A 25,220-nucleotide genomic window follows, 5' to 3' on the forward strand; every position below is an offset into this window, starting at 1 on the left:
GCGGCGAACGCGGCTTCGCGCTGCTGACCGAACGCTGGACCGCACTCAAACACACCACTCTCAGCCCCAGCAGAATCGGTGACCTCGTACGCGCCGCCCACGTCCTCACACTCTTCGAACACCGCCGGATCCGCTGAAAGTCACTGGCAAAACCTCATTGCCGCTGTCACCGGCTGGCTCGTCGTACGGTACGTGCGCGAGACCCCTTTGCAACGCGTGTCGTTCGACGTCCGCAAACGCACCTTGGAAGGTTGAAGTTCCCGAGTTCGGGAAAGCCGCGAGGTTCCGTGGCGCTCCTTGATTTCTTGGTGCTCAAGGCATCTGCCGACGCAGCCTATGCCGGCAGATGCCGGCTATTGGGACGGCCGGTCGTCCCCTGCACTGGCCTCTCCGTCCTATGATGCGATGTGGAGGAGATGGGGATGACGAAGGCCGGGGATGCCGGACGGCTTGGCCTGTACGTGCGCACCTTCGACCGTGGGCTGGAGGTCCTGACCTGCTTTTCCGCCGAGACGCCGGAGCTCAGCGTCACGGAGGCCGCGGCACGGGCCGGCCTGGATCGGGCGACGGTCCGGAGGCTGCTGCTGACGCTGGAGGCACTGAGGTACGTCGAGCAGGTGGACGGGCGGTACCGGCTGACCGCCAGGGTCTTGGACCTCGGGTACGTGGCGCTCGCCTCCCGCGGCTTCGCCGAGCTGGTGCAGCCCTATCTGGACGATCTGTCGCGCGCGATGGACCAGTCGTGCTCGCTCGGGGTCCTCGACGGCGAGGCGGCGCTGTTCCTCGCGCGGGCCGCGGTGCGCAGGGTGATGACGATCTCGCTGGGTGCGGGGACGCGGGTGCCCGCGTACGCCTCGGCGCTGGGACGGGCGCTGCTCTCCGGCCTGACGGAGGAGGCACTCGCCGATTACCTGACCCGCGTGCGGCTCGTCGCCTACACCAGCCGGACGATCATCGATCCCGGGGAGATCACCCGCCGGGTGGAGCGGGTCCGGCGGGACGGCTGGGCGCTGCTGGACCAGGAGCTGGAAGAGGGCGTCCGCAGCGTGGCGGTACCCGTGCGCGGCCATGCGGGCGCCGTGGTCGCCGCGATCTCCATCGGCACCCACACGAGCCGGGTCGAGGTCGCGGAGCTGACCGGGACGATCGTCCCCGCGATGATAGACTGCGCCCGCGCGATCGAGAGGGATCTGACCGCTCAGCCCGTCCCGCTGCCCGGCGTCGGGCAGACGCCCGAGAACTTCGCGGTCATGTAGGCGTCGGCGATGCGCAGCAACAGGCCCTCGCCGCCCCAGGGGCCGATGAGCTGCATGCCGGTGGGCAGCGCCCCGGCGGGCCCGCACGGCAGCGACACCGCGGGAGTGCCCGCCATACATCCCGGATAGGTCAGGCGCACGAGCGTGCGCGTGATCTCCTCCTGATCGACACCGATCGGCGGCGGCGGGATCGGGACGACCGGCGCGGCGAGGACGTCCAGCTCTGACAGCACGGCGGCGACCTCGTCCCGCCAGCGGGTTCGGAGGCGGCGCGCCTCAAGGTAGTCCGCGATGGGCACCCGCTCGCCGTCCAGCAGCCGGCGCCGCACCGACTCGTTCGGCGATCCGGCGTCGGTGAACGGGCGATAGCTCACCGCCGCCTCGGCCCACACGAGCGTCTTGGCGGCTGCCGTGACCTCCTCCGCAAGCGGCAGCCGCACTGCGGAAAGGGACGCGCCGAGTCGCCTCAGCTCGGACACCGCCGCGTCGACCGCGGCGAGCACGCCGGCGTCGCATCCGTCCCGGAACCATCCGTCCAGGACTCCGACCCGAAGGCCCGCGAGCGGTGGGCCGTCCCGGACGGGCGGCTCTGTCACCGGCGGGAAAGCGCCGAGGGGCGAGGGGGTGACGCCCGGGCCGACCATCTCCGCCAGTGCGGTGCGCAGGTCGCGGGCGCGGGTGGCCAGCACGCCGACGGTGTCCAGCGTGGTGCTCAAGGGCGTTACGCCGGCGATGGGAACCCGCCCGCCGGTCGGCCGGATGCCGCAGACGCCGGTGAGCGCGGCCGGTATCAGCACGGAGCCGCCGGTATCCGTGCCGAGCGCGAAGGGCACCAGGCCCGCGGCGACGGCGACCGCGGAGCCGCCGCTGGACCCGCCAGGGCTGCGTCGCGGGTCCCAGGGGTTGCGGGCGGTCCCGTACAGCGTGTTCTCGGTTACCGCGGCGCAGGCCAGTTCGGACATGTTGGCCCTGCCGACCGGAACCGCGCCGGCCGCCGCCAGCATCGCCACGACCGTGGCGTCGGCGGCGGCCGGCGCGAGGCCGCCCGCCGCCGTTCCCGCGGTGGTGACCTCGCCGGCCAGGTCCATGTTGTCCTTGATCGCGAAGGGCACGCCCGCGAGCCGGCCGCGCGGATCGACCGCCCCCGGTGGGCGGGTTCTGGTGAAGGCCCCGGCCGCCGAGCCCGCGGCCCGGATCCGGCGCAGCGCCTCGCGGGCGGGGCCGTCCGGACGGACCCGTCCCGCGCGCACGTCGGCGGAGATCTCCTCGATGGGCGGCCACGGCGGCTCGGAGCCGATCGCGGGGTCGGTCACAGGACTGGGCTCCGTTCGTGCATCCGGGCCGCGTCTTCGACGCATGCGCCGATCCGGTAGAGGGTGGCCTCATCGTGGGGCTTGCCGATGAGCTGGACGCCGATCGGGAGCCCGGCCTCGTCCGCCCCGCACGGGACGCTGAGTGCGGGGAGCCCGGTGAGCGACGCGATCAGGGCGAAGCGGAGCATCGCCGTCGTGCGGTCCTCGGTACGGCCCGGCGCTGTCTCCACGTCCTCGCGGCCTATCGGCGTCGCGGTGAACGGTAGCATCGGCGTGACCAGCGCGTCGGCGCCTGCGAGCAGCGCGACGACCTCCTCGCGCAGCAACCGGCGGTAGCGCTGGGCCTGCAGATAGTCGCGCGCCGACACCGAGGTGCCCGCGACGAGCAGGGTGCGGACGTCGGCCCCATAGTCCTCCGGCCGCTCGGCCAGCCATCGCTCGTGGACGGCCGCCGCCTCCGCCAGGATGAGGGTTCGCCCCGCCGTGAGGTGGTGGGCGAGATGCTCCAAGCGCACGTGGCGGTGCTCGGCGCCGTCCCCGACGAGCCCGTCCAGCGTCTCCTGGACGGCCCGCGCGACGGCAGGCTGGACGTCGTCGAGCCACTGCCCGTCTGCGGTGACGAGCCGCAGGCCGCCCACGTCCGGGCGGGGCGGCACGGGCGGTACGGCCGCCCCGCCCGCCAGCACGCCGAACAACGCGGAGTTGTCGGCGACGGTTCTGGTCATCGGCCCCACCGTGTCCATCGTGTAGGCCAGCGGGAAGACCCCGCCGGTGGGCACCCGGCCGAGGGTCGGGCGCAGCGCCACCGTGCCGGTGAGCGCGGCGGGGAAGCGCACCGAGCCCCCGGTGTCGGTGCCGAGGGCGAGCGGGACGCAGCGGGCGGCCACCGCCGCCGCCGAGCCGCCCGACGAGCCGCCGGCGATCCTGCCGGTGTCCCATGGGTTGCCGACGGTGCCGTAGTGCGGGTTGACGCTGGTGCCGCCCCAGGCGAACTCGTGCATGTTCGCGCCGCCGACGACCACCGCGCCCGCCTCCCGCAGCCGACGCACCACGTCCGCGTCCTGCTTCGCACGACGGCCCGCCAGGATCTTGCTGCCGGCGGTCATCGGCTCCCCGGCGACGGCGATGTTGTCCTTCACCGCGATCGGCACGCCGGCCAGCGGCAGGTCGCAGGACGTTCGCGCGAGCCACCGCGCCGTGTCGATCGCGGCACGCTCGTGCACGGCGATGAACGCGTTGAGTCGCGCCCCGGTGTCGGCCATGCGGTCGAGTGCGGTGCGGACCGACTGCTCCGGCGTCACCTCGCCGCGGCGGACGGCCGCCGCGGTCGCGAGCGCACTCTCGTGGTCGGTCATCGCTTGTCCTCCATTCTCCGGTCGAAGGGCTCCACACCGAAGATCGGGACGACGTCGTCGTGCCGTTCCTGGGCCAGGTGCGCCCGCAGCGCCACCACCTCGGGCTCCCATGCGGCGGCCGCCTTCGCCGCGGCCTCCTCCGGTCCGCCGTTCACGCGGTGCCCATCCGCGTCGCCCCCGGCTCCGCCGCCCTGGTCGCCGGGCGCTGCGAGGTCGACGCCGGTGAGGCTGCGGCCGCGCGTCTCCGGCACCGCGAGCACACAGGCCGCGCTGACCATGCAGATCACCGCGATGAACAGCGACACCAGCCACGTGTTGGCGCCTCCGCCGGCCGCGGCGAGGAGCGCGGCGGCGATCAGCGGCCCGAATCCCGAGCCCAGCACCGACGCCGTCTGGTAGGCCAGCGACATGCCCGTGTAGCGGACACCGGTGGGGAACAGCTCGGCCAGCAGCGCCGCCGCCTGCCCGAACATCGTGCAGAAGATCAGCGTCGCGATGAGGAACGCCAGTAGGAACAGCGTCACCGAGCCGGTGTTGACCAGCCACAGCAGCACGAAGCCGTTGACGGCCAGCAGCAGTGCCCCCACCGCGTACACCGGGCGCCGCCCGACGCTGTCGGTGACGAGACCGAACAGCGGCTGCACGGCCAGTTGCACGACGGAGATCATGATCAGCGCACCCAGCGTGACACTGTTGGAGTAGCCGCGGTCAGCGGCGTACGAGACGACCCAGACCACGGTGATCATCTGTGCGCCGAGCGGGCCCACCGCGAGTCCGATCGCGGCGAGCAGCCGGCCCCGGCCCGTCCGGAGAACCTCGACGATCGGCGCCCGGTCCCGTCCGCCGTCCGGTCGGCGCTCGGCCGCGAACACGGGGGTCTCCAGGGTACGGGCGCGGACGAACAGGCCGATTCCCCCGAGCACGATGGCCAGCAGGAACGGCACGCGCCAGCCCCAGGCGTGGAACTGGCCCTCCGGCAGTGCCGCGAACAGCGCGAAGACCGGTGTGGACAGCAGCAGCCCGGACGCGGAGCCGAGCTGGGACACGCTGCCCCACAGCCCGCGGCGCCGACTGGGCGCGTGCTCGACCGCCATCAGCGCCGCGCCGCCCCACTCGCCGCCCACCGCGAGGCCCTGGACGAATCGCAGGACGGCCAGCAGCACCGGCGCCCACATGCCGATCTCGTCGTAGGTCGGCAGCAGGCCGATCGCGAAGGTGCCAAGGCCCATGAGCAGCATGGTGGCCATGAGCACCGACCTGCGTCCGATCCGGTCGCCGAAGTGGCCGAACAGCACGCCGCCGATCGGCCTCGACACCTCGCCGACCGCGAAGGTCGCGAGGATCGCCAAGGTGGCGACCGTCGGCCCGGCGTTCGGGAAGAACAGGTCGTCGAACACCAGCGCCGACGCCGTTCCGTACAGCAGGAAGCCGTACCACTCCACCACGCTGCCCATGAAGCTGGACAGCAGCGCGCGCCGCGCCGCCGCGGGCGCGACTTCACTGTTGACAGTCATCGATGCCTCCGGAGGTGCTTTTCCGCCCGTCGAGCAACGGGCTTCGGACGATCGCGCCCTGGTCGATGAGGAGGCCCGCCAGCTCCTCCGCCGGCAGGTCACGCGGCGACGCGCCGTGTTCGACCGCCAGCGCCGCGGCGGTCCCGGCGGCGTGCCCGGTGGCCATCGCGGTGCCCATGTGCCGCATCGCGCCCATCGCGGTCTGCGTCGCCGAGGCGCACCTTCCCGCCACGAGCGTGCCGTCGAGTTCCCGCGGCAGGAGGCAGCGGTAAGGCACCGAGAACGGCGCGGGCGGCTCCTTCAGGATCAGCCCGGCGCCGTTGCCGTCGTGCACGTCCAGCGGTCCGCCTCCCTGAGCGATGGCGTCGGGGAACTGCCGTCCGCTCATGACGTCCTGCTCGGTCAGCACGTAGTCGCCCGCGATCCGCCACGTCTCCCGCACCCCGATCCACGGGGCGAGCGCCGAGAGGTAGGCGCGCTCGAACCCCGGGACCTCGCGGCGCAGGAACCCCACGGCGGCGCGGACCTGCCTGCGGCCCTCGACTTCGGCGCGGGTCAGATCCCTGCTGTCCGAGCCGTCGAGACCGGAGACGCGTGTCACCATGACGAATCCGTCCTCGCCTGCCGGCGAGCCGACCATCGACAGCAGTTGCAGCGCGAGTTCGCCGCTCTCGACGCCACGCCGCGCGAGCGCACGCTTCTCCTGCCTGGGCAGTGACCGGAACCGCTGGACGTCGACCGCCGACAGCCGGGCCATCATCGTCATCGGCTGCCGTTCGCGGCGCTGATCCGGGGAGTTCTGCGTGGCGCAGCCCGCCCGCCGGACCAGCGTGGCGTTCGCCGTCGCGTCCACCACGACGTGTGCGGGGACGGCCTCCGCCCCGTCGATCCCCTGGAGGATGACGCCGGTGAGCGCGCCGTCGCGCAGCATCGGCTCGACGGCCTGCGTGTGCAGGAGCACCTCGACGCCCGCCTCACCGCACAGCTCGTCCAGAACGATCTTGAGTATCTCGGGGTCGAAGGGGAAGGTCCGTACCTTCGCCGGGTTCTCGCCGGCCTCAGCGAGCACGTACGGGCCGAATCCGGTGGCGCCGCCCGCCTCGATCAGCCGGCGCGTCACCTCATAGCCGATGCCGCCGCCTACACGCAGGTCGCGCCAGTAGAACCCCATGAAGCTGGCGACCATCGCGCCCGTCGCCGTGCCGCCGAGGAACGGCGCCCGCTCCACGAGCACGGCGTGCGCCCCGGACCGCGCGGCGGCGACCGCCGCGCAGAAGCCGGCCGGTCCCCCGCCGGCGACCACCACGTCGGCGTGCGAGCGGACGGGCAGGTCGCGGGCGGGCAGCGTGACCTTCGGCGGCTGGAGGCCGGGCTCCCCCGGTGCGGATGTCATGGGTGATTCCCCTTTCGCTGGGACTCGTCATGCCTGCGCGGCTCGGTGGGCCGCGCGGTGATCACCGTCTCCGCCGCGTGGCGGACGGCGATCGCCGTCCAGCCGCCGTGGCCCGCCGCGGCACCGACCGGGGTGACGGTCTTGCCGGGCGCCGCCGCCCGCGCTGCTTGAATGGGCGCGCCCGATCCGTCCGGTCCGAGCGATACCAGGACGGGACCGGTCCCGGAGATCACCCGGCGGCCGGCGAATGTGCGCACATGGACGGCGTCCGGCTCTATCGATTCGATGGTCGCGTTCGGCAGGAACTCCACACCGGCATCGGCGCGCAACCGGGCCAGCGGGAGCAGCTTGGCGCGCGGGCCCACGTCCTCAGCGGGTTCGTCCCCCGCGCCGACGAGGACCACGCGCACGCCGCGTGCGGCGAGGTGGTCGGCGACGGCGGCGCCGTCGCGGTCGGCGCCCCACACCACGTACTCCGAATCGAGCGGTGCGCACAGTCCGCCGTCGAGCCAGGCGGTCAGCTCGCGCACCCGAGGCAGGCCGGCGCCGGGAACGTCCGGGACCAGGCCGGGCAGGCCCGTCGCCATGATGACCAGATCCTCGTCCTGGCCGGCGAGGTCGCCCGGAGCGACCTCGGTCCCGAGTTCGACCAGCACGCCGAGCCGGTCGAGCCGGCCCGCGTACCAGTCGACGATGCGGTGATATTCCGGGTACTCGTGCAGGCCCGCCGCGAGCGCGAAGGTGCCGCCGAGGTGGTCCGACCGGTCAACGATTCTCGTCCGGCGGCCCAGCGCGGCGCTGCGGCACGCGGCCTCCAGCCCGGCGGGCCCGGCGCCGACGACCAGCACGTCCGGCTGCTCGCCATCGGGCGCGGGCGCCGCCGGCAGCGCCTCGTGCGCCTCGGGGTTGACGGTGCAGCCGACAGGCTCTCCGGTACGCAGCATGTCGGCGCAGTAGTTGCAGGCGATGCAGGGACGCGGCGGCTCGCCGCGCAGGATCTTGGCGGTCCAGGACGGATCGGCGTGCAGCGCACGGCCGACCGTGATGAAGTCCGCGCCCTCGTCCCGCAGGACGTGTTCGGCGGTGGCGCCGTCGGCGATCCGGCCCGCGACGCCCACCGGCGGACCGAGGTCCGCGAAGCCCCGCGCCGCCACGGCGTGCAACCCGGCCGGCAGTTCGCCGGTCGGCGTGATCCACTGCCCGGCCTCGTAGCAGCCGGCGGACACGTCGATGAAGTCGAGCCCGCCCGCCCCGGCGCGGTCCAGAATCTGGACGGTCTCGTCGACGCCGAGGCCGTCCGGCACCCCTTCGTAGGCCGAGACACGCACCCCCACCGTGGTCCCGGGAACGGCGGCCCGCACGGCGGCGATGACCTCCCGCAGGAACACCGCCGGGTCGCCGTACCGGTCGGCGCGCAGGTTGGTCCGCGGCGAGAGGAACTGGGAGATCAGGTAGCCGTGCGCCGCGTGGATCGAGATGACGTCGGCGCCCGCGCGGACGCTGCGGCGGGCCGCCGCACCGAACCGCTCCACGAGGTCGGCGGCGTCGGCGGCGTCCAGTTCGAGCGGGAGGTCGCCGTCGATCACCGTGGCCGCCACGGGCGACGGCGCGACGGAGGTGAATCCGCTGACCTCCGCGCGGGCCAGCCGCCCGCCGTGCACGAGCTGCATGCCGAACAGCGCGCCCCCGCGATGGACGGCGTCCGCGAGCCGCCGGACACCGGCGATCGCGCCGTCGTCGTCGATGGCGAGCTGCCGCGGACGTACCCTGCCGTCGGCGCGGACGTAGGCCGCCTCGGCATACACGAGCGCACTGCCGCCGCGCGCCAGCGCTGACACCTGGTGCTCGTAATGCCCGGTGGGCACGCCGTCCGGGCCGCAGTAGTTGCGCTCCATCGGCGCGGCCACCACGCGGTTCGCCAAGGTGAGCGCACCGAGCCGTACCGGCGTCGCGGCCGTCCTGGCGGCGCCCCGTGGTTCACCGGTCACGACGGCACCACATCGATCACGACCTTTCCGGCGCCGGCGTCGCCGGCGTGGACCAGCGCGAACGCCTCCTGCGTCCGCTCCAGCGGGAACCGGTGCGTGATCAGCTCCTCGGCGAGGCCCCGGTTGCGGGCGATGAACGCCGCCGCCTCCGGGAACCGGTCCATGCTGTTGCGGCTACCCAGCAGATCGAGCTCCTTGTACGGCAGCACACTCATCGGAAGCCTCGCCTCCGCCGTCGAGATCCCGACGGCGACCACGGTGCCGGCCGAGCACACCAGGTCGATCGCCGTCGCCAGCGCCGCAGGCGCACCGGTCGCCTCGATCACGACCGACGGACCCTCGCCGTCCGCCCAGTCGAGGATCTCGGCGCGGCGGCGCGGGTCGTCCGCGTCCGCGACCCACATGGCCGACGCCCCGAAACGCTCGGCCCGCCGTGCCCGGGCGCCGGAACGGTCTACCCCCGCTACCCGCACCCCCCGCTCGGCGAGCGCCCCGATCGCCAGCAAGCCGATCGGCCCGCACCCGAGGACGAGCGCGTGCGCGCCACGCTCGGCTCGCGACCGCGCCACAGCTTGCAACGCGATGGAGGCCGGCTCGATCAGCGCCGCGGTCGCCGGCGGCAACCCGTCCACCGGGTGGATCCGGCCGCTCGGCACCACGATGTGTTCCCGCAGCCCGCCGTCCGCGTGGACGCCGAGGACGGACGAACTCACGCACGCGTTCGACCGCCCGACACGGCAGGCGTGGCAGCGTCCGCACGCCCTCGCCGGGTCCACCGCGACCAGACGGCCGTCCACCCACCCGGCGATCTCGTGCCCCTGGACGAGGGGCGGCGGCGCAGACGGATAGTCACCCGCCCAGATGTGCGCGTCAGTGCCGCACACACTGACGCAGGCCACGGCGACGAGCACCTCGCCGTCCTGCGGCTGGGGCACCGGCCGTTCCAGGACGTCCACCTGGCCCGGCCGCAGCGTGATCGCCGCCCGATCGGGCGCTGTACGCACATTCGTTTGCATAGCGCCTCACTATGAACATTTGCTGGTAAGGTGTCAATGCCAACCAAGGATTCGAACCAACGTGCGTACAACGCGCATGTGGAACGGGACGCATCGTTGAGCGAAGCCGAACTCCTGACCTCGCTCCAGCGTGGCCTCGCCGTGCTGGCGGCCTTCCGCGCCGACCGCGCCACCCTCAGCCTCAGCGAGGTCGCCAAAGCCACCGACCTGGACCGCTCCTCGGCCCGGCGGCTCCTGCACACCCTGGTCGAACGCGGCTACCTGCGCACCGACGGTCAGTCGTTCGGGCTGCACCCCAAGGTGCTGCGCATCGGCAACGCCTACCTCGGCGCCCTGGCACTACCGGAACTCGCCCTCCCGCACCTGCGCGCCCTGGCGGGCGACCTGCACGAGGCCGTCTCCATGGCCGTCCTCGACGGCGACGAGATCGTCTACGTCGCGCGGATCCCCGGCCGACGGCTGATGAGCCTGTCCCTGACCATCGGCAGCCGGTTGCCCGCGCACGCCACCTCGATGGGCCGCGTCCTCCTCGCGGCCAGGACCGACGACTGGATCGACGGCTACCTCGCGTCAGCGACGCTGCACCGCCTCACCGAAACCTCCATCACCGACCACGCTCTGCTACGCGGCGAACTCCAGCGAACACGCCGCGTCGGCTGGTCCCTGGTCGACCAGGAGTTGGAGACCGGCCTGCGCTCCATCGCCGTCCCCGTCCACGACGCCTCCGGCCGCGTCGCGGCCGCGATCGACATCTCCAGCCACGCGGGACGCCGCGACGTGGACGACCTGACCGGCACCATGCTCCCCCGGCTGCGGCGCACCGCCGCGGCGGTCGAACACGACTTCCACCACCGCCCTCGAAAATAGACCGCACGTCATCCGCACCGCCGCAGTCGGTACCGTAAGGCGGAACCACCTGGCCGCCGTCTTCCAGGACGAGGCGACCAGTCGCCGACCGCGAACGGGACCCCATCTGCGCGTGGGGCTGGTCACGGCAGCAGGCACAGCCCGAGATCGTGACGCTCCAGGAATGGCACCAGCCCCACCTGGTCACCCCCAGATCAGACGACGCCGCCGATCCAACTCGGCCTGGGAACACGCGGTCGCCGACGAGCACGTACGGCTGAAAGCCGGCGGGCGCCAGATCAAGGTGCCGGTGCGCGAGGGCCGGCTATGACAGAGGACAGGGCTGCGGAAGGTGTCTAGCGCGCCGCCGCAGTGTCATCCCGGCTGATTATGTTCGCTCGTGGGCAAAACCCAGACATCGCGCGGGGATCGACCACATCATTGTTGCGAATCACAGACAACAACGACGGCCGGGCTCCTTGCCCTATGGCCAACCACAGCGGGCGTGGGTGCCGGATACTGCGTCACCTCATGCGACCTCCGAGTCATGCTGCGCGAACTGCAGAAGGCAGGGATCCTCACCCTGGCCGACAAGGCCCGAGGTGATCGACGGCTGCCCGACCACCACCGGTCTCACTCTCAACACCCCACCCGTCATCACCAATTGACCCTGGTTAGGCGCCGACCAGATACCCATCCAACACGTCACCGCGGAGCCGGCGTTAGACGACGGGGCTTCTGGCGCGGGCACCTGCGAGCACCCGTGATCTCCGTCCGTGACGGGGTCGAATATCAGACTGCGGGCCAGCCGGGAGAAGTCGACCATCCTCTGGCCGTCCATCTAACGAGCTTTCAGGCGTGATGTCGTCAGGGTGAGGCCGGTGGCGGCGAGGCAGCCGTTGATGAGGTCGCTGCGGTATTGGAGTTTGCGCAGGCCGTGGCGTAGGGCGGTCAGGAGTTGGTCGGGGTCGGTGAAGTGGCGATTGGTCTGGCTGCTGCGGCGGAGCAGGGACCAGACGGTTTCGACGGGATTGAGGTCGGGTGCGTAGGTGGGCAGGTAGAACACCCTCAGCCAGTCGCTGGCGTCGATGAAGGTCTTCAGGCGTCTGTCGCGGTGGACGTTCAAGTTGTCCCAGACCAGCACGACCGGGGCTTGAAGCTGGTGGTGAGCGGTGATGAGCAGGTCGCGGTAGTCGGTCCAGGCGAAGCTGCGGCGCTGGCCGGTCTTGTGGTCGGGGTGTTGTTTGGGCCGGTAGATCAGCCGAGCTCGTTCGCCGGGCTTGTAGCAGGTCAGCGCGGCCAGGGAGAAGCGGCGTTGCGACCGGCCTCGCACCCTGATCACCGGAGTGCGGCCGCGAGGGGACCAGGTCTTGCGGGTCGGCGGCGTCATCGAGAAGCCGGCCTCGTCTTCGAAGACGATCCAGGCGTCGAGCGCCGCCGCGGTACTTCCACGCGCGGCCAGGTCTCCCTCACCCACCCGGCGATCACCGACTCCTGGCGTTCGACCGCGCGCCGGGCCGGTGTCTGGTGGCTCCAGCCGTGCCGGTGCAGCACCTGACAGATGGCCGCCAGGCTCATGGACTTGTGAAACCGGCGGCCGATCACCGTCTGGATCCGCGACAGGGTCCAGGTCTGATCCGGCCACCCGTGCGCCACCGGCCCCTTCTCGAGCTCGGCTTCCAACATCGCCCACAACCTCGGGCTCAGCTTCGGCCGACCAGGCGACCCCTTGGACGACAGCCCTTGCGGCCCGGCCTTGGACCAGGCTTTGCGCCAGCGCTGCACCGACCGCACACCGACCCGCAGCTCGCGGGCGATCACAGCATTGTTCGACCCGGTGGCAAACAGCTCCGCCGCCTGCAGCCGCACCCTCTCCCGAAACACCCGCCGCTGCGCGGTCAACCCACCACCCTGCGGATACCTCATAACCCGAACTATCCCGGCCCAACAGAGCCTGTCCACCCCCGCGACATCACGCCTGAAAGCTCGTTAACGGCCGCACACCCGACTATGCATCTGTGTTGGTGCGGGTGACAGCGCCGGGATTGCCTGCGTTGACGCGGCATCGCCGGCACGATCCCGGTGCCTGGCGAGCAGGCCGGTCACCGGCAGCGGCGAACACGCAGGCTCGTGCCGATCGGGCGGCGAGTGCGCGGCCTGGTGGTGCAGAGCGGGGCGGGTCAGAGGCGGCCGAGCACCGTCACCGCCTGCGTCCCGGCCTCTTGGGTGATGGTGGTGTAACTGCCGGGTGCCGGTGGCTTGCGGGCGGGCGACAGAGCCAGGAATACCACATGGCCGTTGACTCTGATGATTGCGTACTGGTGCCGCTGCGCCCCGGTGGGAGTGCTGAGGATGTAGGTCGTCAGGCGTTCGATTCTGCCGCCCCTTCTGCGGACGTTGTCGCTCTCCACGAACATCCGCATCGCCTCTCCGTTCGAGCGGAAGTGGTGGTCACGGCACTGCGTAGTGATCGGCTTTGCGATCAGCTTGCTCGCCGTGGTGTCAGGCAGCGCGACGATGCTCTCGCTGACCATCACCGACCGGGCCGAATCGGTCCAGATGCCTAGCGCGGCCGCGCTCCTGACCGGCCCGGTCGTCACCCCCTCTAGCTGGCCGGAGGAGGTCTGGCCCCACACGCAGGCGTCCGGTTCCCGAGGGCCGGCGATCAACTCTTTAATGATCTTTTCGAACGGGCCCGAGGCGACCCCATAGCGCACCGGGTCGGGCTTGCCCGTGGCTCGCGGCATGATGAGCGCCTGCTCCACCCGCTTGAGCGCGGACGCGCTAGGGGAGGACGGCGCGGCCGTCGCTCGCCGTCCGGTCGCCGCGCACCCGCTGACCATCAGCACCGTCCCGGCGATACCGGCAAGACACGCAGAAGGCCGAAGCATCCGCTGATCGTAGGGGACACCACAGCGAAGATGACCTTGATCCCAACCTCCCTGCTGGCCAGATCAGGCCCCCGGGCTTCGCATGGAGGCGCTATCCCTGATGCAGAGCCCCGTGTTGTCCGGTCCCTCAACGCGGTCCCACCAAGCAAGAATCGCCCGTTGCGCTGCGCACCGTCCTCAGCACCGGTCTTCAGCAGGTTCTGCAGCGTGTGCGGGCAGCAGTACGCGCAGGCAGGTTGCCCCGCACGCTCGATCCGTAGGACCGCGCCTAGGCACTGCGGATGCTGGCCGCCGAGGCTCCCGGCAGCTGCGCAGCGCCACCGGATCGGGAGGCTGAACCAGCCGAGTTGGTTGAAGGGCGCGACGAGCTCCTGCACTTCGATGGACTTGATCTTCGGCTCCATGGCCCTCAGGACCGCGCCGGTGCTGCGGACGGCGGCACTCTCGGCGGAGTGGCCGGGCCGCCCATTTTCGACCAGCGGAGTGAAGGCATTTCGCGCTATCCGCGAATCGCTGCCCGGGTTACCGCGAGATTGACTTTACGGTGACGACCCTTGGTGATTGAACCCCGTATTGTGGTGGGTAGTGATTGGTCGAAACAGGTCGGCGGCCGATATCGAATGATCTTCAATCATAGCGACGGGCTCCGGATGGAGTGCGTCATGACAACCTACGCATATACCGATTCTCTTTTCCGCGTGGCTCCGTTGGCGCGCGGTGGCTCGCTGACGCCCCATCATGCTGGACCGCGCGGAGCACGGCCCGGCCGACCCTAAGGACAGCCAATGACGCCGCACATCACTGGACGGGAGAAAGCCGCCGTCCCGGATCCCCTGGGCATCCAGGCATTGTCGGCCTGCATCTCAGTGGGCGACCTGGACGCCTGTATCGCCTGGTACACCCAGAATCTAGGCTTCCGCTTACTGAAATTGGTCCAATTCCCAGAGCTGGGGGCCCGCGTCGCCTTCCTGACAGGCCACAGCCTGCGGCTTGAATTGGCGGAGCAGGCTGAAGCGGAGCCGGGACCGCGCCGTCAAGATCCACCGCGCCACAGCGTTGTGCGGGGCGTCACGCAGATCGCCTTCTATGTGACCGACGCGGAGTCGATTCTGGCCCGTGCGCGGCAGCACGGACTCAACGTCGCGATGGATCTCGCAACGGTACCCGAGCTCGGTCTCAAAGCGTTCTTCGTGCGTGACCCTGAGGAGAACCTCATCGAGTTCATCGAGCTCACGGACGCCTGAGCGGGCCAAGTATTTCTTCGGAGGAAAGATTGTCATGGGAACCCAGACAAGTCGGACCGTAGTCGACAGCTTCTTCACGAGCCTTGAGCGAGGCGACCTGGACTCCGCTTTCTCGACGCTGTCAGAGGACATCGAGTTCGAACTGCCGTTGAACCAGTGGAATGCGGTGATCCCGTATCTCGGGCGGCATGTGGGCATCGCGGAGGTGAGCAGGGCCTTCGCGGTGCGCGCAGAGACCACCGAGGTGCTCGACTACGCGCTGCGTGATCTGCGCGCCGAGGGCGACACCGCGTTCGCGGTGATCTATACGCGGGCCCGCTGCAGCGCCACCGGCCAGGAGTTCGAGGTCGAGGACGTCCACCGGCTCACCGTCACGGACGGGAAGATCGCAGACTGGAAGGTCTACTTCGACCCCAATTCGGAGGTCGCCGCCTTCACCGCGGAGCGGGACCGGGAATGACCGCGGCGGCCCGAGACGGCGACCGGGAACGCGCCGCGGAGCTCGTCCGGTCCGGCTCCGGCGTTCGTTCCAGGGACTGCACGTCACCAGCCGGTGGCTGCGGCCGGGCGCCCGCCGTCGTATCATCTCGGCGTACATGACGTCCTACTTCGCCGGTGGCGCGGCCGGTTCGGCGCTCACACCCGTCACGTACGGGCGGCGGGCTGGACGGGCGTGAGCGTCCTCGGCGCCGTGACGTTCCTGGCGTGGCTCGGGGCGGCGGCCTGGAGCCGCCGCCCGTGCTGTGCCCGGCGGGCGGCCGATGGACCGGCGCGTCCCGAGGATCGGCGCTGAACGCAGCCCTGATCCTGTCCCGCGCGAGTTTCGAGTTTTGGTCTCTGAGCTGCGGTTGTGCGGCGTGATGCTATTCGTTGGCCGTGCCTGTGACCACGGGTTTCGCCGGATGGGTCGCAGTTCCGCAAAATCGCCCCGATGCGTGGCAGCTCGACGTCCTTGGACGAGTCCGAGCGGCAGTATCAAGGCGGTCCAGGTTGCCGAGCCCATGGCGGTGAGCGGCGACGTCGATGTCGAAGCCCGGGAGTGCGGGCCGGAGATCGAGTGCGACAGCGTTACGGGCTCCGACATGGACTCCGCCCACGGTCGCTCGCAATGGAGGGTCAGACGGCGGCGAAGGCGCCCGTCCGCGCTCTGGTGTTACCGCGCGATGTCAGCAAGGCGCCGGAAGGACCACTTCCGACCAGTCGCCCGAATACGTCGGAACCGTGGCCTCCCCTCGCTCGCGGGCGTCCTGCCCGCACGGCAACTCCCGCGGCGGCGCGAAATAGGGCCTTTCGTCTCCCGATGGCAGCGTGTCCGAGTCGGTGGTGTCGGTCGTCCAATCGCCGACCGTATAGTCCCAGCGTTCCAGAGTGAGGGTGAAGTCGGCTTCGTTTATGCCCCGGTTGGACACAAACAGGATGCCTTGTGCGCTGTACTGGTCGTCCGGTCCCGTCCAGGTCACTTCGCTGCACGCTCTATAGACAACTGGGCCGGCCTCTATCTCCGGCCCGCACGCATAGTTCACGACGGGGGCCGGGGCGGTGGCCGCCGCCGGCTGCGCGGCGAAGCCGAGCATCGCTATGGCACCGGCCAGCGGCATGATCCAGTGATTACGGCGTGTGCCAAGAAAATTCATGTCCGTCTCCTTTACTGCGGTCGGCTGTCCTGCGTACTCACTCGATGACCGTCCTTCGCTCAGGGTGAGCGTGAGGCATCCCTTCCGTGCGTTGGGACGGAAGGAACCCCTGCCCTCCGGCGCTACGCGATCACCGGTGGATGGTCGGTCGTATCGACGGTAGAAGCCTCCGGGCGCGGCAGGCGATCCAGCCCACGCGTCCATTTCTGGTGCAGCAGGCCGTACCACTCCGCTCGCCTCCACAAGGGAATGGGCGTAGCTCGAACGCAGTGGCCGACGCCGGGCTGACGATCCGCCGACCCTGACCTTTTGCCGAAGGTGCGGGTCGGACGGCCGGCACCGCGGCAACACGAGAAGGCATGCAACCATTGGTCAATGCGGGCATAGCAGTAGCGTTCGACGCTCTCAATCCGCGGGTTCGACGTTCGGGTCACTGACGACGCACCGCACCCCACCAAGGCAAACGCGAGAATGTATGTGTTTGTCCATCCGTATTTATCCCCTTGTCCCTTCATGCGTCGGCGAGGCGGTTCGATCTACCGATGCGGAGTGGGAACAACGGGAGCCGCTCCTACGACTGATCAAGTCCCGCTCCAGAGCCCGCCGTCCCTCGCCCTTCGGCAAGCGCAATGTCGGCTAAGTGCGGATTGTGACCTGGAGGAGGAGTGCAATGTTGAAGAGGCCTGCGGTCCGCGCTCCGTGTCCGTCACGATGAGCATCGGAGGTTCGGATGGCTGACCGGGAACGCATACCCAACATCAACGCGCGACGACTCGGGCTGTATCTGCGCCGGGCCCGCGAGATCATCGAGTGGTCCTATGAGGAGGCGGCAGCGCGTAGTGGCTGCGACGCTGATTGGCTGGCCCGAGTGGAGACGGGGTTCGCCCAGCCCACGGTCGCCGACGTCGAGCGGCTGCTGGAGCGCTACCAGGTCCGAGCCGCCAAGGTCGCCGATCTGATGGTCGACCTGGCGACGCGGCCCAACGGACCTGACTGGCTGGCGCCCCTGCTGCCCGACATCAAGGCCCTCAAGCGAGACGGGCTGATCTCCGAGGCGGAGGCATGCGTCGTCCATTCCTACGGCATGCGGCTGATACCGCCCCTCGCACAGGTCGAGGAATACACCCGCCTGCTCAACTCTCACCGCCTCCCGCCGCACAATCCCGAGGCCGATTGGGACATCGTCCTGCAGCGCCAGCGGTTCCGCGCCGGGGGACGCCCCCGCTTCCTCGATCTGATCATCGATGAGGACGCGCTGAAGCAGGTGCCCGAGCCAAAGGTGATGACCGCTCAACTCCGGTGGTTGCTGGCTCTCGACGAAAGCCCGGACGGCAGGGTACGGATCGTGCCTTCGTCCGCTCCGCTGTACGAGGACCGAACCTGCAACTTCGACGTGCTGGAGTTTCCCGGAGTCAGCGACCGGCTCAGCCTCGCTCACAGCGTCTTCGGCGTCGAACTCGCCGGGACCGACCTGACCGACCTGTGGACGCTGATCGAGGAGGAGTCGGCGCTCCCGAGAGATGAAAGCTGCGAGATCATCCGTCACTACCTGAACCGCCTCACCACCCAGTGAGCGGCGCAGCGGGAGGGGCAGCGTGTCGTCGGTGATCAGTTACGCAACCCGGGCGGTGCCCGCGTGCCTTCCCGCGCGGCAGGTCGCTTGACCTTGACACAGTGGCAAGGTCTTCACTGGGGGGAGCCGAGGAGGTGACTCCGACCATGCCGAAACAGGACGCGGACACGATGCGAGCTCTCCAGGGGCTGGAGAGAAGCAGCCCGTCAGTGCGGCTGCGGGCGGCGCTGGCGGTCGGCACGGCCCCTGACCCGCGGTTCATCGACAAGCTCATCGAACGATGCGCGATCGAACCTGAGTTCTACGTGCGCGACATGCTCACGTGGGCGCTCACCCGCCACCCATCGTCGATGACGGTCCCAAAGCTTCTCAATGAACTCCGCTCGGAGCGCGCTCAGGCGCGCAGCCAGGCGTTGCACACGCTATCCAAGATCGGGGATCGTCACGCATGGCCGGCGATCACACGGGCGCTGCTGGCCGACGCCGACGACGAGGTGGCGCGGAGCGCCTGGCGGGCGGCGGTCGTGCTCGTGCCCGAAGGCGAGGAAGCCGAGCTGGCCGCGGCGTTGGCGACACAGCTCGGTCGCGGCGGGCGGGAGACGCAACTGAGCCTCAGCCGGGCGCTGATCGCGCTCGGTGAGGTGATCATGCCGACCTTGCGCGCCGCGATGACGGATCCCGGCCCTCGCGTGCGTCAACACGCGATCGCCACGGAACGGCTGTCGCACGACCCGGATGCCGGATTCGAGTTCGCGATCGAGGAGGCGAAGCGCATCATGGCCCTTGGCGCGCCCGGTCAGGAGGGGTGATGGGCAGTGCTGATCGGTGAGGTGGCACGACGGTCCGGGGTCAGCGCCCGCATGCTCAGGCATTACGACTCGCTCGGCCTGGCGCGGCCAACGGGACGCACCGACGCCGGCTATCGGGAGTACTCCAGCGAGGACATCCGGCGGATCTTCCATATCGAGAGCCTGCGGTCTTTGGGTCTGTCGCTGAGTGAGGTCAGGCGTGCGCTCGATGATCCCGGCTTCAAGCCCTCGGACCTCGTCGACGACCTCGTCCGCCAGACGCGAGAGCGCATCGCGAGTGAGACGGAGCTGCTCACCCGGCTCCGCCGGATCGGTGCCGCGGAACCCGCCGCCTGGGAGGACGTCCTCCAGATCGTCGCGCTCCTCCACGCTTTGGAGTCGAAAAGCGCCGGGAAGCGCCAGCGCGCGGCCTTGTCCTCCGTTCCGGTGCCGGTGGAAGCGCTGGTCGAGGCGGCCTTGAGCGAGACGGATCCGAACGTCGCCGGAGCCCTTCGATGGGCTCTGGCGCAATCGGGAGAGGACGGATTGGCGCTGCTGGCGGAGGGTCTTGGCTCACCGGTGGCCCAGGTGCGGAAACGTGCCGTCCAGTCCATCGCCGAGATCTCGACCGGTGAGGCGACCGCGCTGCTTCGGGACGTCCTCGCGAGTCCTGACCTCGTGGTCCGCAGGTGCGCGGCTCTGGCGCTCGGGACACGGGGAGTGGCCGACGCGGTCCCGACGCTCATCGACATGATCGTCGAGGAGACGAACGACGTCGATGCGGCCGACGCGCTGAGCGCGCTGGCGAGTGACCCCGCGTTGGAGGATCGGATCGCCACCGGGCTCGTTGACCGCCTCGCCCGCGGCACCCTGGACTCGCCTGCCCGTCGGCGGCTGGCACAGGCGCTCGCGGATATCCCGGGGACGACAGCGTCGGATGCCCTCGCAGACCTGTCACGCGACGACGACCGTGCCGTCGCGCTTACTGCGACGTACATCCTCAAGCTGCGCAACGCCCGGTGACGAATCCTTCCTGAGATGCCACCCGCGTCCGAAAGAAGTGACGCCGGCCTGTAAGAAGGTGAGGCGATCTCGGGGGTACCGGGTGACCCCTGAGAGGAGGTGGTGACGTGGACGCCAGCGTTGAGCGCTTCACAGCCATCTACCGGCAGCACTATCCGAAGGTCCTGGGCTACGCGCTCGCCCATGACGCGCGTGCGGCGGCCGAGGACGTGGCGAACGAGACGTTCCTGACCGCCTGGCGCAAGCTCGACCAGGTACCGGACGACGATCCGTTGCCCTGGTTGTTCGGCGTGGCGCGGCGGCACCGGCTGAAACAGCGCGACGCCGGACGGCGGCACGCGACGATCGCCGAGCGGGCCCGGCAGATGAGGACCGAGCACGACACCGACACCGGCGAGGTGGTCGCCGAGCGGGAGGCGGGACTGGCCGCGTTCGCGGCGCTCGCCGAACGCGACGCCGAGGCGCTGGTCCTCAGCGCCTGGTACGGCTTCTCGGCCGGGCAGGCCGCGCGGGTGCTCGGCTGCTCCACGGCGACGTACTTCGTCCGCCTGCACCGGGCGCGCAAGCGGCTCGCCCGTCTGCTCTCGACCTCTGACCACGCCTCTGTTCCGCACCCGGCCCTGGAAGGACAGCGCGGATGAACACCGTCGACCGCACCGTAGCCTCGCTCAAGCCCGCCATGCTCGACGCCGTGGAGAACACCCCGGCGGACGAGTCGCGCATCCCCGCGCTCACCGCCGCCTCCCAGGAACGGTCGCGGCGTCACGTCCCGAAGCTGCCGATCGCGCTGGCCGTCGGTACCGCGGTGGCGACCGCGGGCGTCGCGGTCGTCGCCCTCCGGCCCGGCGACGGTTCCGCGCCTGCCCCGGGCAACGCGCTGCTGGTCGCCGCCGCCAGCGCGCAGAAGGCGCCGGCCGGCCGCTACTGGCACGCCAAAACCGTCCTCGGCGAGATCTACGCGGTCGGCGCACGGAAAGCGACGCATTACAGGGTCGACTCGCGTCAGGGGATCGACAACTGGACCGCGCGGGACGGCAGGGGCAGCTCGGCCAACCTCGACCTGCCCGACGTTCCGGTCACCGCCCAGGACAAGCAGAGGTGGAAGGCCGCCGGGTCCCCCGGCTGGGTGAAGATCCCCAATTCAGAGGGAGGCGAGGAGCAGATGCTCCTGGAAATGAACCCTCCGCCGGGGCAGATGGGGCCGCGGATGCCCAGCGACGGACGGTGGTACGGCCTGACCCTGGGCCAGATCGCCAAGCTGCCCACCGAACCGAAAGCGCTCCAGAACACCCTGCTCGGCCTCAAGGGCGACTGGCACGCCTACACCTCCAAGACCCGCAAGGAGCCGATCCGGGCGCTGTCCGGCCAGGAGCGGGTCCGGGCGCTGAGCGACGTGGCCGGGACGCTGCTGTCCACCGCGCCCGCGCCTCCCAAGGTGCGCGCGGCGACGTTCCGGATGCTCGCGGCCCTGCCCGGAGTACGGCCCCAGGGCAGGACGGTCGATCCGCAGGGACGTCCCGGGACCGTGGTCTCGCTGCCGCTGGAGACCACCGTGGAGCTCGGCCTGTACACCGCGCCCAAGCAGCTCGGCACCTACCAGCGGCAGTTCATCATCGACCCCGCCGCCGGGAAGCTGCTGGCGATCCGGGACCTGGTGGTGAATCCGCCGCACGGCGGCCGCCCGCTTCCCACCGGGGACAACGGCAAGCCCAGGCGGCTGGAGGCCAAGGACATGCCCGACCGCTTCCACCAGCGCGGCGAATTGGCCGGTTACCAGCTCTTCGAGGTCAGCGAGTGGACGGACGCGGTGCCGCCCGCCGGCGCCCTGCTCCCGCCCGATCTGAAGACCGCGCGCCCGCGCGGGTGAACCGGACCCGGCGTTCAGGAACGCCTGACAAGCCGACTCGTAACCGACAATGACCGTGTGCGCTCGCATCAATACCCATTGATGCGAGCGCACATCGGCGAATTGCCCGGCAGGCCGGCCGGACCGTCCTGCATAGCCCGGGTGGGTTCAGGTTCGGCGGGCGGTTTCGCGGTACCGGCCGGGGGTGAGGCCGATCTGCCACGCGGCGGCCTGCACCGGGTCCCGGATCCAGCCGGGCACCAGCTCACCGAACTCGCGCCGGGTGCCGTCCCGTTCCAGCGTCCCGTTGGTCATCAGCAGCAGGTGCAGGTGGTCGTCGTACAGCTCCTCCACGCACCAGAGGCTGAGGGCCTGTCCGGGGTTGCCCGGGTCCGGCAGCTCCCGACCGACCTGCGGCCATCCTGCCTGGCCGACCACCTGGCGCCAGCCGGCCCGTCCGGCCAGCAGCTCCACGGCGCAGCGCCGCTGTTCGGAGTTGCGCAGCGACACCGCGCGGCGGATCGAGACGTCGTCCTCGACGATCTCGCGCGGCATGGTGACGCCGTGCCATGCCCACAGGCACCAGCCGTCGGGGTATCGCACCGCCGGCCCGCTCGGATGGTGGAGCCGGCCTTCGGCGTCATGGTGCAGTTCGGTGGGACGTTCGGTGAGGATCACGCTGTTGCGCATCGGCCACCACTCCCCGGCCGCCCGTCCCACCCGCAGCAGGCCGCGGCTGTGACGGTCCGGTTCCCAGACGCCGCACCGTGCGAGGAAATCGAGCTGGGCGAGCCGCCCTGGCATCCGCGGACGGAACGCGCCCAGCCGGGGCAGCGCCGCCACTTCGGGAAGCCGCTGCGCGTCCTGCCAGGTCGCGGCCACCTGGTCAACGGCCGCGCCGACGGCCTTGGCCAGCCCCGTCTCGACCGCGGCGGTCACCTCGCGGTCGAGACGGCCCAGCAGGGCGGCCCACCGCGGGTCCCGCTCCAGGTCGCCGAGCTCGGGCGGCAGCGGGTCCAGCATGATCAGGTCGGTTTCCGGAGCGTCCTGCGGCACCTGTTGGACGATGGCCTCGCCGGTCGGTTCCGGCAGCGTCTGCCACGCCCGCCTGGTGACCAGCGGAAGCCGGCCCGCGCGGATGTCGGCACCGATGCCGCCCGCCATCGGCGAGCCCAGCCAGACCACGTGTTCCGGCGGCTGCCGGCCGGCGCCGAGGTAGACGTCCTGGACGCCCGCCTCGGCCGCCGGCCGGTCCGCCGGACCCACGGCCAGCCCGTACCCCACCCACTCCTCCCGCACCGACGGCAGCAATGCCTGCTGCTCGGCGGTCGGTGCCGGTAGCGGCCCGCCCTGGCCGTGAGGTGGCCGCTGGTCCGCCATCGTCAGTCCGCAACGAAACGGACGGTCGCGCTCGATGCCTGCGCACGTGCCGCCTGGTCACGAGCCGCCCGCGCCTGCGCCTGCGACGCCTGCTTACGGGCCTCCTTGCGAGCCCGATCGCGCTTGCGACGAGCCCCAGGATCGAGGACGCGCGGCGCCAGCTCGCGCTTGCGCCGCAGCACATACAGGCCAGGGCCGATGCCGGTGTTGCCGTGCTCCGGGTGATCGAGCCATGCGGTCGCGCCGTCGCCGACCTCCAGCGACCCCAGGACGATGTCGTTCGCCGCGCCGTCGCGGGCGTCGTACCAGACGTCACCGGAGGCCAGCAGCAGGTGCGTGTGGCCGCCCGCCTCTCCACGGACCACCGCGACCCCGGCCGCCGGGACCGGGCTCATCGGGTGCTGGAAATCCTCCACCGCCATCGCGGCGGGGATCACGGAAACGTCGCCCTGGTGCTGCAGTCCGGCGATCGTCGGAATGTCGAGTTCGGCGGCCAGATGAGCCAGGTCGGCGCCATCCGACAGCACGCTGCTGAGAAGTTCCACTACGGCCTCCCGCGAAGTGTCTTCCACAAAGCTAGCGCCGTCCGCCCCCATGGGAAACGTATTTTCTGGGACCGCATCACCCCGGTCAGCACGGTCTTCTCCGCTTCTTTGCCGGGCAACGATGCAGGTCTGCTGGAAATGCTAACGGGGACATTACATGGCAGGGTCAATGCTGACGGCATGAAAATCACCAAGTCGGTCGCGGTGGCCTTGGCGGCCACCGCGTCGCTCACCCTGGTCGGGCCGGCGAGCCATGTTTCGGCCGCCCCCCAACGCCCAAAGTCCTGCTCCGTGCCGCCGCAGACGCCGCCGGAACCGCGCCCCACCACGGTCGACGTCGTGGGGCAGGCATACCACTGCCTGTTCGAGAATTACTACAGCGGCCCCGTGCTGGACAGCCGAGCCGTCCTGTTACCCGCCTTCGCCGCACTCACCCAGGAACTGCAACGGCGCGGGCTGGACCAGCCGGACGCCGCCATGCCCGCGCTCACCGGCAGGCGACATGCCGACTGGGCCGCGTTCAAGGGCGTCCTTGAAAAGGTCGTCGCCAAACTGCCCGCGGAGGCGGCGCAGGCGGCCGCCAAGGCGACGATCGAAGGCATGGTCAAGAGCCTGAACGACAACCACGCGCGCTGGCGGCCCACAAGAGAGTCCAGGACGAAACTGCTCGGCTTCAGGACGTCCGGCTTCCAGGGACCCGGGTCGGTCGACCCAGCGGGCAAGGCGCCGCTCTTCGTCAACCAGATCCTCCCAGGCGGCCCGGCCGAGAAGGCCGGGATCAAACTGGGCGACGAGATCGTCTCGATCGACGGTGTACCGCCGTATATCAATGGAGTCCCGCTTTCGAGCGTCATCCTGGGGCTCCAAGACGGCCCCAAGGACACCGTCACGCTGAAGCTGCGCCGTCCCTCCACCGGTGCCACCTTCACCAGCGAGCTGACGCGGGCGCTGGTACCGGGCGGCCCCCCGCAGATCGAGTCCCGGCTGCTGCCCGGCGACGTCGCCTACGTGAAGCTCCCGGGCTTCTTCCCCGAGGCGGCCGACAAGGTGCTGGCCGCGATCGAGGCGCTCCGCAAGGGCAGGACGCTGCGCGGGGTCGTCCTGGACCTGCGGAACAACGGCGGCGGCAGCCCCAAGGAGGTCAGGCGGCTCGTCAGCGCCTGGACCCACAACAAGATCATCAGCTACCTGTGCACCGTGCAGGGAGACTGCACCCCCACCCGCACGGACGACTCCGTCGAACTGCTGCGGCTGCCGCTGGTGGCGCTCACCGACCGCGGCTGCGCCTCGGCGTGCGACGACTTCTCCAGCATGGTGAAGGACCTGCGCCTCGGCACTCTCGTCGGAACCCGCACCGCGGGAGTCGTCTCGGGCCCCGCCGTCCCCTGGGTCCTCGACGACGGCAGCACGCTGACCCTCCCCCAACGCCACGAGATCGCCGCGAACAAGGAGATCATCAACACCGTCGGCGTGGCGCCCGACCATCAGGCCCCCGTGTCCTCGGCGGACCTGTCGGCCGGACGCGACCCCGGTCTCGCAAAGGCGCTCAGCGTCCTGAGGTAGGACACATCCGGTCCTCGACGAAGTCACGGTGCCGGGTCGAAAGCCGGTAGGC

Annotated in this window: 22 protein-coding genes; 10 read left to right on the top strand and 12 right to left on the bottom strand. The window is 70.6% G+C overall.

Annotation, left to right across the window (positions count from 1 at the left end; genetic code table 11):
- Positions 1-422: 422 nt before the first annotated feature.
- Positions 423-1,256, top strand: coding sequence for an IclR family transcriptional regulator domain-containing protein (locus E1298_RS03250; RefSeq protein ID WP_131889228.1), 834 nt, complete (start codon positions 423-425; stop codon positions 1,254-1,256).
- Here the strand turns inward: E1298_RS03250 and E1298_RS03255 are convergent.
- From E1298_RS03255 to E1298_RS03280, 6 genes are read right to left on the bottom strand one after another with little or no spacing between them, the layout of a single operon-like run.
- The gene (locus tag E1298_RS03255) at positions 1,199-2,569 is read right to left on the bottom strand and encodes an amidase (protein WP_165975271.1); all 1,371 of its coding nucleotides are present in this window, start codon (positions 2,567-2,569) and stop codon (positions 1,199-1,201) included. The two genes, E1298_RS03250 and E1298_RS03255, sit on opposite strands and share 58 nt — an antisense overlap.
- Positions 2,566-3,924, bottom strand: a complete 1,359-nt coding sequence (locus tag E1298_RS03260; RefSeq protein WP_131889230.1) for an amidase — start codon at positions 3,922-3,924, stop codon at positions 2,566-2,568. Before E1298_RS03260 ends, E1298_RS03255 begins: the two co-directional genes overlap by 4 nt.
- Positions 3,921-5,438 (bottom strand): MFS transporter, encoded by a 1,518-nt coding sequence (locus E1298_RS03265; protein ID WP_131889231.1) that lies wholly within the window; start codon positions 5,436-5,438, stop codon positions 3,921-3,923. The genes E1298_RS03260 and E1298_RS03265 overlap by 4 nt, the downstream gene beginning before the upstream one ends.
- Positions 5,422-6,831: an FAD-dependent oxidoreductase gene (locus E1298_RS03270; protein WP_131889232.1), complete on the bottom strand. Its 1,410-nt coding sequence runs from the start codon at positions 6,829-6,831 to the stop codon at positions 5,422-5,424. The genes E1298_RS03265 and E1298_RS03270 overlap by 17 nt, the downstream gene beginning before the upstream one ends.
- Complete coding sequence (locus E1298_RS03275) at positions 6,828-8,819, bottom strand: oxidoreductase (RefSeq protein WP_131889233.1); 1,992 nt, start codon at positions 8,817-8,819, stop codon at positions 6,828-6,830. Before E1298_RS03275 ends, E1298_RS03270 begins: the two co-directional genes overlap by 4 nt.
- A complete protein-coding gene (locus E1298_RS03280; protein ID WP_131889234.1) occupies positions 8,816-9,835 on the bottom strand; it encodes a zinc-binding dehydrogenase in 1,020 nt (339 codons plus the stop codon). Before E1298_RS03280 ends, E1298_RS03275 begins: the two co-directional genes overlap by 4 nt.
- Positions 9,836-9,931: 96 nt before the next feature.
- Between E1298_RS03280 and E1298_RS03285 the strand changes: the two genes are divergently transcribed.
- Positions 9,932-10,702, top strand: coding sequence for an IclR family transcriptional regulator domain-containing protein (locus E1298_RS03285; RefSeq protein ID WP_243725364.1), 771 nt, complete (start codon positions 9,932-9,934; stop codon positions 10,700-10,702).
- A gap of 820 nt (positions 10,703-11,522) precedes the next feature.
- On the opposite strand, the gene E1298_RS03290 is transcribed toward E1298_RS03285, so the two are convergent.
- From E1298_RS03290 to E1298_RS03300, 3 genes are all read right to left on the bottom strand, one after another.
- Complete coding sequence (locus E1298_RS03290; protein ID WP_131889236.1) at positions 11,523-12,158, bottom strand: transposase; 636 nt, start codon at positions 12,156-12,158, stop codon at positions 11,523-11,525.
- Positions 12,068-12,583, bottom strand: a complete 516-nt coding sequence (locus E1298_RS03295; protein WP_207944412.1) for a helix-turn-helix domain-containing protein — start codon at positions 12,581-12,583, stop codon at positions 12,068-12,070. Before E1298_RS03295 ends, E1298_RS03290 begins: the two co-directional genes overlap by 91 nt.
- A 278-nt stretch (positions 12,584-12,861) precedes the next feature.
- Positions 12,862-13,530: a hypothetical protein gene (locus E1298_RS03300; protein WP_131889238.1), complete on the bottom strand. Its 669-nt coding sequence runs from the start codon at positions 13,528-13,530 to the stop codon at positions 12,862-12,864.
- 827 nt (positions 13,531-14,357) lie between these two features.
- On the opposite strand from E1298_RS03300, the gene E1298_RS03305 reads away from it, so the two are divergent.
- Positions 14,358-14,816, top strand: a complete 459-nt coding sequence (locus tag E1298_RS03305) for a VOC family protein (RefSeq protein ID WP_131889239.1) — start codon at positions 14,358-14,360, stop codon at positions 14,814-14,816.
- 34 nt (positions 14,817-14,850) lie between these two features.
- Positions 14,851-15,276 (top strand): nuclear transport factor 2 family protein, encoded by a 426-nt coding sequence (locus E1298_RS03310; protein ID WP_131889240.1) that lies wholly within the window; start codon positions 14,851-14,853, stop codon positions 15,274-15,276.
- 706 nt (positions 15,277-15,982) lie between these two features.
- On the opposite strand, the gene E1298_RS03315 is transcribed toward E1298_RS03310, so the two are convergent.
- Positions 15,983-16,450, bottom strand: coding sequence for a hypothetical protein (locus tag E1298_RS03315; RefSeq protein ID WP_131889241.1), 468 nt, complete (start codon positions 16,448-16,450; stop codon positions 15,983-15,985).
- A gap of 730 nt (positions 16,451-17,180) precedes the next feature.
- Here E1298_RS03315 and E1298_RS03320 point away from each other — a divergent pair.
- The 5 genes from E1298_RS03320 to E1298_RS03340 all read left to right on the top strand — a co-directional run bounded on the left by E1298_RS03320 (position 17,181) and on the right by E1298_RS03340 (position 21,701).
- Positions 17,181-18,023, top strand: a complete 843-nt coding sequence (locus E1298_RS03320) for a helix-turn-helix domain-containing protein (protein WP_131889242.1) — start codon at positions 17,181-17,183, stop codon at positions 18,021-18,023.
- Between the two features lie 146 nt (positions 18,024-18,169).
- Positions 18,170-18,832, top strand: a complete 663-nt coding sequence (locus E1298_RS03325) for a HEAT repeat domain-containing protein (RefSeq protein ID WP_131889243.1) — start codon at positions 18,170-18,172, stop codon at positions 18,830-18,832.
- A gap of 6 nt (positions 18,833-18,838) precedes the next feature.
- Positions 18,839-19,834 carry a HEAT repeat domain-containing protein gene (locus E1298_RS03330; RefSeq protein ID WP_131889244.1) on the top strand — a complete coding sequence of 332 codons (996 nt, stop codon included), beginning with the start codon at positions 18,839-18,841 and terminating at the stop codon, positions 19,832-19,834.
- Positions 19,835-19,941: 107 nt separating this feature from the next.
- Entirely contained in the window at positions 19,942-20,475 is a 534-nt protein-coding gene (locus E1298_RS03335) for an RNA polymerase sigma factor (protein ID WP_165975272.1), read from the top strand.
- Entirely contained in the window at positions 20,472-21,701 is a 1,230-nt protein-coding gene (locus E1298_RS03340) for a CU044_5270 family protein (RefSeq protein ID WP_131889246.1), read from the top strand. Before E1298_RS03335 ends, E1298_RS03340 begins: the two co-directional genes overlap by 4 nt.
- 147 nt (positions 21,702-21,848) lie before the next feature.
- Here the strand turns inward: E1298_RS03340 and E1298_RS03345 are convergent, their stop codons facing one another.
- Positions 21,849-23,060: a DUF6745 domain-containing protein gene (locus E1298_RS03345; RefSeq protein ID WP_131889247.1), complete on the bottom strand. Its 1,212-nt coding sequence runs from the start codon at positions 23,058-23,060 to the stop codon at positions 21,849-21,851.
- A 2-nt stretch (positions 23,061-23,062) separates the two neighbouring features.
- Positions 23,063-23,605: a hypothetical protein gene (locus E1298_RS03350; RefSeq protein WP_131889248.1), complete on the bottom strand. Its 543-nt coding sequence runs from the start codon at positions 23,603-23,605 to the stop codon at positions 23,063-23,065.
- A 180-nt stretch (positions 23,606-23,785) separates the two neighbouring features.
- Between E1298_RS03350 and E1298_RS03355 the strand changes: the two genes are divergently transcribed.
- Positions 23,786-25,168 carry a S41 family peptidase gene (locus tag E1298_RS03355; RefSeq protein ID WP_165975273.1) on the top strand — a complete coding sequence of 461 codons (1,383 nt, stop codon included), beginning with the start codon at positions 23,786-23,788 and terminating at the stop codon, positions 25,166-25,168.
- The last annotated feature ends 52 nt before the right edge of the window (positions 25,169-25,220 follow it).

The sequence above is a fragment of the Actinomadura rubrisoli genome (assembly GCF_004349215.1).
Taxonomy (GTDB): Bacteria; Actinomycetota; Actinomycetes; order Streptosporangiales; family Streptosporangiaceae; genus Spirillospora; species Spirillospora rubrisoli.